Origin of the sequence: Streptomyces sp. NPDC006624 (genome assembly GCF_040611555.1) — a bacterium.
Taxonomy (GTDB): domain Bacteria; phylum Actinomycetota; class Actinomycetes; order Streptomycetales; family Streptomycetaceae; genus Streptomyces.
Genome location: NZ_JBEXOM010000013.1, coordinates 114695 through 126821, shown reverse-complemented (window position 1 = coordinate 126821; position 12127 = coordinate 114695). Strand labels below are relative to the sequence as shown.

9 protein-coding genes are annotated in these 12127 nt (G+C 74.4%); 8 read left to right on the top strand and 1 reads right to left on the bottom strand.

Annotation, left to right across the window (positions count from 1 at the left end; all coding sequences use genetic code 11):
- Positions 1 to 126: 126 nt before the first annotated feature.
- A complete protein-coding gene (locus ABZY20_RS23725; RefSeq protein WP_356443525.1) occupies positions 127 to 1989 on the top strand; it encodes a prolyl oligopeptidase family serine peptidase in 1863 nt (620 codons plus the stop codon).
- A 537-nt stretch (positions 1990 to 2526) separates the two neighbouring features.
- On the opposite strand, the gene ABZY20_RS23720 is transcribed toward ABZY20_RS23725, so the two are convergent.
- Entirely contained in the window at positions 2527 to 4449 is a 1923-nt protein-coding gene (locus ABZY20_RS23720; RefSeq protein WP_356443524.1) for an NAD-binding protein, read from the bottom strand.
- A 142-nt stretch (positions 4450 to 4591) separates the two neighbouring features.
- Here ABZY20_RS23720 and ABZY20_RS23715 point away from each other — a divergent pair, with 142 nt between their 5' ends.
- The 7 genes from ABZY20_RS23715 to ABZY20_RS23685 all read left to right on the top strand — a co-directional run bounded on the left by ABZY20_RS23715 (position 4592) and on the right by ABZY20_RS23685 (position 12096).
- On the top strand, positions 4592 to 5746 hold the full coding sequence (locus ABZY20_RS23715; protein ID WP_356443523.1) for a permease: 1155 nt from the start codon (positions 4592 to 4594) through the stop codon (positions 5744 to 5746).
- Positions 5743 to 6453, top strand: coding sequence for a TIGR03943 family protein (locus tag ABZY20_RS23710; protein WP_356443522.1), 711 nt, complete (start codon positions 5743 to 5745; stop codon positions 6451 to 6453). Before ABZY20_RS23715 ends, ABZY20_RS23710 begins: the two co-directional genes overlap by 4 nt.
- A 98-nt stretch (positions 6454 to 6551) precedes the next feature.
- Positions 6552 to 6971: a hypothetical protein gene (locus ABZY20_RS23705; protein ID WP_356443521.1), complete on the top strand. Its 420-nt coding sequence runs from the start codon at positions 6552 to 6554 to the stop codon at positions 6969 to 6971.
- A gap of 202 nt (positions 6972 to 7173) precedes the next feature.
- Positions 7174 to 7842: a Crp/Fnr family transcriptional regulator gene (locus ABZY20_RS23700; protein WP_356443520.1), complete on the top strand. Its 669-nt coding sequence runs from the start codon at positions 7174 to 7176 to the stop codon at positions 7840 to 7842.
- 93 nt (positions 7843 to 7935) lie between these two features.
- Positions 7936 to 8736 (top strand): hypothetical protein, encoded by an 801-nt coding sequence (locus ABZY20_RS23695; protein WP_356443519.1) that lies wholly within the window; start codon positions 7936 to 7938, stop codon positions 8734 to 8736.
- Positions 8729 to 11026: a hypothetical protein gene (locus ABZY20_RS23690; RefSeq protein ID WP_356443518.1), complete on the top strand. Its 2298-nt coding sequence runs from the start codon at positions 8729 to 8731 to the stop codon at positions 11024 to 11026. The genes ABZY20_RS23695 and ABZY20_RS23690 overlap by 8 nt, the downstream gene beginning before the upstream one ends.
- Positions 11023 to 12096, top strand: a complete 1074-nt coding sequence (locus ABZY20_RS23685; protein WP_356443517.1) for a hypothetical protein — start codon at positions 11023 to 11025, stop codon at positions 12094 to 12096. The genes ABZY20_RS23690 and ABZY20_RS23685 overlap by 4 nt, the downstream gene beginning before the upstream one ends.
- Positions 12097 to 12127: the final 31 nt, after the last annotated feature.

Genomic DNA, 12127 nt, shown 5'->3' with positions numbered 1-12127 from the left:
GCGGGGACTTCCGCGCGTACGGGCGTGGGGACTTCCGCGGCCGTGCGGGAGGGGGTCCGGTGGAGGTTGTCCACAGGCTGAGGGCCTCGGCAGCGCATTGTCGGCCGGGGCGGGCAGTATGGGGCCATGACTGAGAGCAACGGGTCCGACGCACGGCATCAGCGGGACCAGCACGAGCAAGAGGTACCGGCGGGCCGGCAGGAGCAGATGCCCGACTGGGAAAAGCGCTTCCGGGCGCCCCGGGTGTCCCTGCCCGACTGGGCGGAGGACGCGCCGGACCGCTCCCTGTTCGTGTCGAACGCGACGGGGACGTACGAGCTGTACGCCTGGGACCGTGCGACGGGCGAGCAGCGCCAGGTGACGGACCGGCCGAACGGCACGACGGACGGCGTGCTGTCCCCGGACGGCGCGTGGATCTGGTGGTTCGACGACAAGGACGGCGACGAGTTCGGCGTCTGGCGCCGCCAGCCCTTCACCGGCGGCGCGGACGAGCCGGCCGCCGGGGACCTGGAGCCCTCCTACCCGGCGGGCCTCGCCCTCGGCCGCGACGGGCGGACGGCGGTGGTGGGCCGCTCCACGGACGAGGACGGCACCACGATCCACCTGGTTCGCGCGGGCGAGGCCCCGGTGGAGATCTACCGCCACCGCGAGTCGGCCGGCGTCGGCGACCTCTCGCACGACGGCTCGCTCATCGCCATCGAGCACACGGAGCACGGCGACGCGATGCACTCGGCCCTGCGCGTGCTGCGCCCCGACGGCACGGCGGTCGCCGACCTGGACGACACCGAGGGCGGCACCCGCGAGCTGGGTCTCGAGGTCCTCGGCTTCGCCCCCGTCGACGGGGACACGCGCCTGCTCATCGGCCACCAGCGCCGCGGCCGCTGGGAGCCCCTGGTGTGGGACGTGGCCTCCGGCGAGGAGACGGACCTGGCGCTGGAGCTGCCGGGCGACGTCAGCGCCGAGTGGTTTCCGGACGGCTCGGGCCTGCTCATCTCGCACAGCTTCGAGGCCCGCAGCGAGCTGTTCCGCTACGACCTGACGAGCCGTGCCCTGAGCGAGATCCCCACCCCGCCCGGCACGGTCTCCGGGGCGACGGCCCGGCCCGACGGCAGCGTGGAGTACCTGTGGTCCTCGGCCGCCGAACCGTCGGCGGTGCGCTCCACGACGGGCGGTGTGGTGCTCGACCCGCCCGGCATGAAGTCGCCCGGCTCGGTGCCGGTGGAGGACGTGTGGGTGGAGGGCCCCGGCGGCCGTATCCACGCCCTCGTGCAGCGGCCGAAGGACGCCACGGGCCCGCTGCCCACCGTCTTCGACATCCACGGCGGCCCGACCTATCACGACAGCGACTCGTTCGCGGCTGGCCCGGCGGCCTGGGTGGACCACGGCTACGCGGTCGTGCGGGTCAACTACCGCGGCTCGACGGGCTACGGCCGCGCCTGGACGGACGCCCTGAAGCACCGCGTGGGCCTCATCGAGCTGGAGGACATCGCCGCGGTGCGCGAGTGGGCCGTCTCGTCCGGCCTCGCCGACCCCGACCGCCTCGTCCTGACCGGCGGCTCCTGGGGCGGCTACCTCACCCTCCTCGGCCTGGGCGTCCAGCCCGAGGCGTGGGCGCTGGGCATCGCGGCGGTCCCGGTCGCCGACTACGTCACGGCGTACCACGACGAGATGGAAGCGCTGAAGGCGATGGACCGCACCCTCCTGGGCGGCACCCCCGAGGAGGTCCCGGACCGCTTCGAGGCCTCGTCGCCGCTGACCTACGTCGACCGGGTCAAGGCCCCGGTCTACATCTCGGCCGGCGTCAACGACCCGCGCTGCCCGATCCGCCAGATCGAGAACTACGTCAAGCGCCTGGAGGCGAGAGGCGCGGTCCACGAGGTGTACCGCTACGACGCCGGGCACGGGTCACTGGTCGTGGACGAACGGATCAAGCAGGTCAGGCTGGAACTGGAGTTCGCGGAGCGGCACTTGAAGCCCGCGGCGGGGTGAGGCCGGGGTGAGGCGGGTGCGGGGCCGGGGGTGAGGCGGGTACCGGGCCGGGGTGAGGCGGGTACGGGGCCGGGACGGTGGCCGGGCAGCACCCCGCGCGGGGCCGGGCCGGGCAACCGGCCCGGGCGGTGACGCCGGCCGACCCGTCGCGTCAGCGGGACAGCCGCCCCGGGGTCACGCCCTCGCGGCGGCACGCTCCCGCAGGGTCACGTCCCCCGGTCACGCCCCCGCAGGGTCAACACCCTCGCAGGGCCACGCCCCCTGCAGGGGTCACGGCCTCGCAGGGGCACGCCCCCCGGGTCCTGCCTCCGCAGGGTCACGACCCGCAGGGTCAACGCCCTCGCGAGGTCACGCCCCCGGGTCACGGCCTCGCAGGGTCAACGCCCTCGCGAGGTCACGCCTCCGGGTCACGGCCTCGCAGGGTCAACGCCCTCGCGAGGTCACGCCTCCGGGTCCCGCCCCCGGGTCCGGTCCGGCCCCCGCGAGGTCACGCCCCCGCAGGGCCACGCCCGCCGGGGCCACGCCCCCCCGGCAAGGTCACGCCCTCGCGGGGTCCTGCCCCGCAGGGTCACGCTCCCGCCTCCTCCGTCCCAGCAACTCCGCCAGCCCCCGCCGGGTCGCCGCCAGCACCACCCGGTCCTCGGCCCCGAGCACATACGTGGGAGGCAGGTCCCACACCAGCCCCGAAGCCGCCGGCTGCCGTTCCTCGCCGGCCGGGGCCTCGCCGTCGCCCCGCCGCCCACCGGGAGGTGCCGTGTTGAGCGCCAGCACCCGCCAGGCCCCGGCCCGGAACGCCTCCGCGACCGTCCGCCCCTCCAGCTGCGGATGCCCGCCCACCTCCAGCTCCGCGAAGAGCAGCACCCGCCGCTCCACGGGGATGGCCCCCAGGATCTGCCGCCCCATCATCGCCCCGGCGAACGCGGGCGCCGCCAGATGCGACACGCTCCGGCTGCGCGTGAGGGCGAACGGATGCGCGGCCCGCAGCGTCCGGTACACGGCCGTCGCGAAGTCGTCGTCGTACAGCCGCAGCACGACCCGCAGATCGGGTCGCACGGAACGCGCGTACAGCGCGGCCTCCAGATTCGTCGTGTCCGCACTGGTCAGCGCGAGCAGGGCGTGCGCCCGGTGGATCTTCGCGGACTCCAGCACGCCCTCCTGCGTGACGTCCCCGAGCACCACCGGCACCCGCAGCCGCCGGGCCGTGGCCAGCCCGCGCGCCTCCGGGTCGGACTCCACGCACACGACGGGAATGTGCAGCTCCCGCAGCCGCGTCAGCACGCGTGTCCCGATCTTCCCGAGCCCGAGCAGCACCACGTGCCCGCCCAGCCCCCGCGGCGGCTTCCGCAACGCGGACGCGCTGCGGAAGGTCCCCAGCGCCTCCAGCACCGCGGCCAGCAGCACCGGCAGCAGCAGCAACCCGACCAGCCCGGCCAGCAGTTGCAGGACCTGCCGGCCCGTCGAGGCGTGGTACGCGGGGTCGTTGATGCCGAACAGATCGAGCAGCGTCACATACGTCGCGTACAAGGGGTGCTCCCCGGTCACCACCATGAACGCGACGGCGAGCGCCAGCACACACCCCACCAGCCCGGCCAGCGACCACCGCAACCGCCGGGAGAACAGGGAGGCGAACGGCGGCACCCCGCCCCGCCCGGCGGGCAGGGACGGACCGGAGTACGACACCTGCTCCAGGACCACGGTCCCGCGCCCGGTCGCCGCCGCCACCGCCGCCTCGTCCGGCAGCAGTTGCGGCCCGTGCTCCCCGCTGCCCTCGGAACCGTCGGCGCCCGCCGGGTCGTTGCTCGTCGCGGACAGCAACGCGAGGGTGCACAGCCCCGGGTCGGCGACCTCGCCCGGCCGCGGCGGCTGCCGTTCCACGGCCCGCAGCACGAGTCCCTCGGTCTGGACCACCTTGCTCGTGCCGACGAGCGCGGTGGCGGCCAGGGCGGGCGCGGCCGTGTCGGCGTCGGACAGCACGGTCGTCGAGGCGTCGAAGCCCGCGCCGCCCGTGCCGGTCCCGGAGGCCAGGGCGGCGGTCTGGTCGAGCAGTTCCTCGATGTGCTGCCCCAGGCGCCGGTTGTACAGCCGCAGCACGAGACGCAGACGCGGGTTGAACCGGCGGGCGGTGAGGGCGGCGCGGATGTTGGTCTCGTCGTCGTCGTACACGAGCGCCAGGGCGGCGGCCCGGTCGGCGCCGGCCTCGCCGAGCACGGCCTCGGTGACCTCGGCGGCCTCCACGACCTGTTCCGTCTGGGCCGGTTCGGCGCCGCCCGCGCCCGCCCGGCCGACGGCCGCGCTGACCCGGTCGAGCAGGGCCGCCGAGGCGGCCCGGGCGCGTCCGACCACCGGCCGGCGCACCCGGCGCCCCGAGGGCGGCACGACGAGCGTGACCTGCTCGGCGTAGACGCCTCGGAGTTCGGCGGCGAGCCGGTGCGCGAGCCCGTCGTCACCGCACACGATCATGTGCGTGGCCGGGACACCTGGCTGACCTTGGTTCGGAACGCTCCCCACGAGGGAGAAGACTGCAGCACCGGGACGGCTGGTTCCAGAAGGTGACCGCGGGGCTGAACGCCGGCCGCGACCCGGCCGTAGGGAAGGGGAGGCAATGCCCGTGCGCACGACCGGAGGTACCGGGCCGGTGGCCACCACGAAACCCGCCCCGCAGGAGACCGACGAGAACCACGAGAACGCCCACAAACACGAGAACCACCCCGAGCACGAGAACCACCCCCAGCACGAGGACCACGAGGACCACGCGAAGGACGAGCACGAGGTCGTCAAGCCCGCGCCGGGCGACGGTCCGGAAGACGGCCGGCACTTCGACTCCCCGCTCCTGCTGACGCTGCTGCTGCTCACCGCGGTGATGTTCCAGGACCCGATCCGCGGGGCCCTGGCGGCCCCGGTGATGCAGAGCTGGATGACGGTGTTCGTCGCGGTCATGGTCCAGGCGCTGCCGTTCCTGGTGCTGGGCGTGCTGCTCTCGGCGGCGATCGCGGTGTTCGTGCCGCCGTCCTTCTTCGCCCGGGCGCTGCCCCGGCGCCCGGCCCTCGCGATCCCGGTCGCGGGCGCGGCGGGCGCGGTCCTGCCGGGCTGCGAGTGCGCGTCGGTGCCGGTGGCCGGCGCCCTGGTCCGCAGAGGGGTCACCCCCGCGGCGGCCCTGGCGTTCCTGCTGTCGGCGCCCGCCATCAACCCGATCGTGCTGACGGCGACGGCCGTGGCGTTCCCCGGCGCCCCGGAGATGGTGGCGGCCCGCTTCGCCGCGAGCCTGCTGGTGGCCTGCGCGATGGGCTGGCTCTGGCACCGCCTCGGCCGCGCGGACTGGCTGCGTCCCCCGGCCAGGGCGTCGTACGAGGGGCGGAGCAAGGGGGACGCGTTCTGGGGTTCGGTGCGCCACGACGTGACACACGCGGGCGGTTTCCTCGTGGTCGGCGCCATGGCCGCGGCGACGCTCAAGGCGGTCGTACCAGCCCACTGGCTCAGCCTGGCGGCCGGCCACCCCGTGCTCTCCGTCCTGGTCCTCGCGCTCCTGGCGGTGCTGCTGTCCCTCTGCTCGGAGGCGGACGCGTTCGTCGCGGCGTCCCTCACCCAGTTCTCCCTGACGGCCCGTCTGACGTTCCTGGTGGTCGGCCCGATGATCGACCTGAAGCTCTTCGCGATGCAGGCGGGCACCTTCGGCCGTGCCTTCGCCTTGCGCTTCGCCCCCGCGACCTTCGCCGTGGCCGTCGTCGTGTCGGCCCTGACCGGAACGGTGCTGCTGTGAACCGCCTGGCCCAGTCGGCCCTGCTCTTCCTGCTCGGCGCGACCCTCCTGCACGCCGCCACGACCGACCTCTACCTGCGCTACGTCAAGGAGGGCCTGCGCCCGCTGGTCCTGCTGGCGGGGGCGGTCCTGATCGCGACGGCGGCGGCGACGCTCTGGTACGACCGCCGCCGCGCACCCGGCCCGGGCCACCACGGGCACGAGCCCCGCGTCTCCTGGCTCCTCACCCTCCCGGTCCTCGCCCTCATCCTGGTCGCCCCGCCGGCCCTCGGCTCCTACAGCGCCGCCCACACCGGCACGGCCCTCACCAAGCCCCTCGGCTTCCCCGGCCTCCCCGCCGGCGACGCCCCCCTCCGCCTGGGCGTGGCCGACTACGCGGGCCGCGCCGTCTACGACGACGGCCGCTTCCTGCGCGACCGCGAGCTGAGGATCACCGGCTTCGTCACCCTGGACCGCGCGGGCGTCCCCTACCTGGTCCGCATGGGCCTCAACTGCTGCGCGGCGGACGCCCAGCCGGTCAAGATCGCCCTCACCGGCGACGTCCCCCCGGTCCTGCGCCCGGACACCTGGCTGGAGGTCACCGGCCGCTACACCCCGCGCCGCACCGAGGACCCCGTCAACGGCGGCCCGGTCCCCTACCTGGAGGTCACCTCCGCACGGCCCGTCCCCACGCCGCGCGACCCGTACGACGAGACGTGGAACAACTGAACTGCCGTAAACGTGACGGGATTCGGCGTACTGGGACCGCCTCCCGCGGGTACCCGGCAAAGCCACTGATGAGCAAGGGGGACGACCGAGGGGGACGTATGGCCACACTCGAAGGCGACCGCGCGACGGAACCGAACCGGGCGCTGCTCGCCGAGGCCCGCGAGGCGCTCGCGAAGGCCGACAGCCGGGCCGGGCTGACCCTGGCGACACTGGGCGCCGCCCTGACCGCGCTGCTCGGCGCGATCACCGCGGGCGTCATCGCCCCGGGACAGTACGCCGTCCTGCCCCAGCTCCTCGTCTGGTCCGGCTGCGCGGCGTGCGCCCCGGCCCTGGTCCTGCTCGGCCTGGCCTCCAAGCAGCGGCCCCGGCCCGGGCCCGGCTCCGTGACCGAGAACCAGCTGGAGTCCCTGTCCCGCGCGACCTGGCTCAAGCACCGCCGCACCCGCCACGCCATGACGTGGGCCGTGGCCTTCCTCGCCCTGACCCTGGCGGGGACGCTGACCGGACTGCTCACCTAGCCCGCCTCCGCGGAGGAACGCCCGTTCGGTCAATTCCGGCTGTTCGGCACGGAATCAGGCCACATCCCGTCCTGCCCGTGCGGCGGGGCCCGGCACGGCGGCAGCATGGTCTGACGCGTGAACGGCGCGCTGCGCCGCGGAGTGAGACCGTCGGGGGGTGCTGGTGAACCGCGCTTGGCCGCCGTCCACCTTTCTTGGCCGGTTGCGTGACACGACACGTGAGGAACTCCTGCGGCAGGGCACCCCGATGGACTATCCGCCGCATCGCGCCCTGCTGCAGCAGGGCGACGACAGCCGGCACGTCCTGCTGCTCACGAGCGGTGTCGTGAAGGTCGTCGCCAGCTCCGAGAGCGGCTACGACATGCTGCTCGCCGTCCGCATAGCGGGCGACCTGGTCGGCGAGATGGCCGCCTTCGAGGAACGCCCCCGGTCCGGCACGGTCGTGGCGTGCAGCGCCGTCTCCGCGCGGATCATCCAGATGCGGACGCTGGAGACCTTCCTCGGCAGGCACCCGGACGCCATGCGGGCCATCCTGCACATGCTGTGCGCCCGGCTGCGCTGGGCCAACCGGCGCCGCGTCGACTTCCAGGCCTACGACTCCCTGACCCGACTGGCCCGGGTCCTGGCCGAGCTGTCCCAGGCGTACGCCCAGCCGGCGAAGGGCGGCGACGGCAGGCGCTGCCACCTCGGTGTGACGCTCACCCAGAAGGAGCTCGCCTCCCTGGCCGGTCTGAAGCTCAACACGGCCGAGAAGAGCCTGGCCGCGCTGGCAGCCCAGGGACTGGTGGAACGCAGTTATCGCAACATCACCATCTGTGACGTTCCCAAACTGCTGGAATTCGCCAAAGTCGTGGCTGACAACCCGTACTGATACGGGATCACCTCGCGCGCCCTCTCCTAGCCTCTCGGGCAGCACTTCACGGGCAGTGTCTGCCCATCGCCGGCCCCAGAGAGGAACAGACGGGTGGCTGCGTGGCCTGACTTCCATCCCTGCACCTGCATAGCCGTGGACGCACAGTCCTACGGAAGCAACAACGACCGCAGGCAGTCCGAGATCCAGCACGACCTGCCGCGGCTCCTCGACCGCGCCGCCCGGCGCGCCGGGCTGGACCGCGAGCAGTGGCACATCCAGCGCAAGGGCGACGAGCAGCTGGCGGTCCGCCCGCTCGACGGCAGCCAGCCGCGCCTGGTGGACGACTACGTCCGCCACCTCGTCGCCGAGCTGCGCGCCCACAACGCCCAGCGCGTCCCCGAGGCCCGTATGCGGCTGCGGGCCGCCGTCCACCAGGGGATGGTGGAGCTCGCCGACAACGGCTTCGCGGGCACGGCCGTGGTGGCCACGGCACGGCTGCTGAACGCGGCCCCGCTCTACGCGGCCCTGGCCGCGCACCCCGACGCCGACCTGGCGCTGCTGCTGTCCGACGACGTCTTCCGGGCCACGGTCGCCGGCGGTCACACCACCCTGTCCACCGAGGACTTCGACCGTGTCGCCGTCCAGGTGAAGGAGTACGAGGACACGGCCTGGCTGTGGGTGCCCGCGCCCCGCACGCCGGCCGCGTCCGCACAGAACCCCGGGGCCGCGCGGCGGGGGAAGCACGCGGCCCCGGTGCCGGGGGAGCCCGCGGCGGACCGGTCGGGGCCGGCCGCCGCGGGCGGGGCGGTGATCAGCAACGACTACCGCGGCGACCAGATCAGCGTGACCAACATCGCCGGCCCGGTCGACGCCCGCGGAGCGGTCTTCGGCTTCGGGAGCACCGGTGGCTGACGGCACACCCCCGGACAGCACACCCCTGGACGGCACACCCCCGGACGGCACACCTGACCCGCCGCCCGCCCCCGGACCAGCCGAGGCCGCCGAACCGCCCCTGCGCGAGGACGACCCGGGGGAGGCCCCGGCCGGCGAGGAGGACGGAACGGACAGACCCCGGACGCCCGAACAGCGCGCGGAGCAGGACCAGCGCGAGGAGGACGACCGCGGCTACGACGACCTCCGCCGCGTCCACCAGCTCGTCAACAACAACTTCTACGGCGTGGTCGACGCCGCCGGGGCGGCGTTCGGCTTCGGCACCGCCTCGTCGCCCGGGCTCGCTCCGGGCACCATCGAACCCGCGGCAGCGGACCGGGCCCTGCGCCACTACCTGCCCCCGCAGCCCTGTTTCGACGAGGCGCTCGGCAAGCTGCGCGAGAACGCCCTCGTGGTGCTGACCGGCCAGGACAACTGCGGCCGGGGCGCCGGTTCCCTCGCGCTGCTCCGGGAGATCCTGGGCGACGCGGCCCGGCTGCGCAGCCTCTCGCCCGCCAACGCCCTCGCCGAGCTGGCCGCCTCGCGGGACCTCAAGCCGGGCCAGGGCTACGTCATCCTCGACTACGTCGGCGAGCTGCCCGACCAGGCGGTGCAGGCGTACGAGATCGGCCGGCTGAGCGAGGAGCTGCGCCGCAAGGGGTCCTACCTGGTCCTCACGGCGGGCGACGCCACCCGGCGGCGGCTGGCCCTGCGGGACCACTGCGTGCCCTGGTGCGCCCCGGACCCGGTGGAGCTGTTCGAGCACTGCCGGGACCGGCTGCCGCACCCTCCCCTCAGCCCGGACACCGAGCGGGAACTGCTGGCCCGGATCGGTGAGCAGCGGCGCCCCGCAGACGTCGTGACCGCGGCCGCCGTTTTGTCCCGTCAGGGCGCGGAGAAGGCGCTGGACACCCTCCGGGACCGGTACCGGGAGCGGGTCCAGGAGTGGTTCCGCGCGCAGCCGCCCGCGGACGACCTGCTGCCGCTCGCCGCCCTGGCCTTCCTGGAGGGCGTCCCGGAGCGGACGTTCGAGAAGGAGTGCGCCGCCCTCGACCGGCATGTGCGCAGCTGGGAGCAGAGTGGGGAGACGCCGGTCGCCCCGCCGGACGAGGAGCCGGGCAGGCCGCTGCGCGGCGCGGTCGCCCGGCAGTCCCGGGCCCGGTGGAGGGAGCGGGCGGTGGGGCTGGTGACCACCGAGCACCGCGCGGGCCCGGGCCGGGACGCCGGCCGCAGCGAACGGCGCCTGGTCTTCACCTCCGCCCGCGTGCGCGAGCTCGTCATCGCCGAACTGCACGACCTGTACGGCTACGAGCTGTGGTACCCGCTGCGCCGGTGGCTGGGCGACCTCGCCCTGCAGGGCGATCTGGACACCCGTACCGAGGTGGCCCGCGGGGTCGCGCTCCTGGCCCGGCACGCCCTGGTCGAGGTCGACGAGAACCTGCTGAAGGTGTGGTCCGAGGGACTCACCAACCAGCGCGTCACCGCCGCCCTGACGCTGCAGTTCATGTGCGACGTCGAGCACCTCGCACCGCAGGCGCTGAACATCGTCCTGAGCTGGACGGACCACAGCGGCCAGGGCCGTGCCCTGACCGCGGCCATGGCGCTGACGGGCCGCCTGGGGTCGCTGTACCGCCTGGAGGCGCTCAACTGGCTCTGGTTCCTGACCGGACGCGGGGAGCGGATCGCGTTCTCGGCCCGCCGTTCGCTGGTCCTGCTGCTGCAGACCGCCGAACACGACCCCGAGAGCGCCCTGTTCATCCTGCGGTACGTCCGGACCGTCATCGCCAGGGCGGCGCCCGGCTCCCGGGAGCGGTCGATCGCGCTGCGCACGACCGTCCAGCTGCTGGAGGCCATCCGGCTGGAGACCGTCGAGCCCCTCACCGCCGCCCTGCTGCGCGGCGTCCCGGGCAGTGCCCGGCACCTCGGCTCCCTGTGGGCCGACGTCCTGCACAGCGGCAACCGCAGCCGGGCGGTCGGCGCGCTGTGCCGGACGCTGGTGCAGCTGCGCGACGACCCGTCCGTCACGACCGCCGTACGCGAACTCGGCGAGGCGATGCGGGGTGCCATGTCCGGCCGGCAGTGGGCCGCGCTGTGCCACCACCTGTCCATCGCCCTGAGGCACCCCGACTACGCGATCCCCGGTGCCCGCCGGCTGGCGGAGGTGCTCCTCGGATCGCTGCGCGGCACACCGCCGGCCGGCCCCCGGCGCTCCGCCGCGTCCCTCATATCCACCCCTCCCTTCACTTCCGCTCAAGGAGGCCGAAGCAAGTGAACTACCCGGTCATCGCCGAGCACATCCTGGCCACCGTCCAGGGCACCTGGTGGTCTCGGCGCCGCCGCCGCGAGGACGTGCCGCCGCTGCCGCCCGGCGCGGTGTACGTCTTCAGAGTCGGCGGGAACTACCGCCCCTACCCCGAGGGCATGGTCTTCGACCCGTCCCACCCCGACGTGCTGGACGCCTCCTCGGTCAGCCTGGTCGACACCCGGGCCCGCCTGGTCGAGGTCGAGCGCACGCTCCCGTCGGTCAGCGAGGCGGACAACTTCACGGTGCGGGCGTCCTTCACCTGCCAGGTGACCGACCCGACCGTCATCGCCCGGCAGGGCGTCATCGACGTCGCCGTCCCCCTGCGCGCCTACCTGATGGGCGACCCCGACCTGCCGAGGGTGAGCGCCGGGCACCGCGTGGAGGAGGTCAACGCCGTACGGACCGAGGTCAGCCACCGCATGACCGCCTACAGCGCGATCGTGCCGCCGCGCGTCGCGGGCATGAGCGTGGAGTTCGTCAGCGCCGAGGTGCACGCCTCGGACGACCTGCGCGACTGGGAGCAGAAGCTGCGCGACGAGCGGCGCGCCTGGGAACTCCAGCGCGGCCAGCGCGACTTCGAGACCGAGGACGCCCGGCGGATCGCGGAACTGCTCTCCCAGGGCTCCGACCACGTCGACGCGTTCGGCATCGCCCGCAAGGAGATCGACCTCACCGAGGCCGCCGCCCGCATCCACCGCACCACACAGGAGGAGTCGGCCCGCCGCCACCACGCCGAGACGGAGGACCGCGCCCACGCGCGGGAGCGGGAGACGGCGGAGACGCAGATGCGCCGCGAGATGCTCCTGACGCTGCTGCGGCAGATGGGCGGCAGCGAGTACGTCGACTACCACCAGGTCCTGGAACAGGTCCTGCGGGAGACGGGCAGCCAGGCCGCACCCGGCATCGGGACGTCCGCCGACCCCGCCCGCATGGTCGGCCCCGGAAAGCCGGGCCCCGCCCGCACGACGACGGCCCGGGACGGCGCACGCGACGCGCAGGGCGGGTTCGTCATGGACGAGGACGATCTCGTTGACTGACTCCCTGACGACGACCGACCGCACGGCGGCG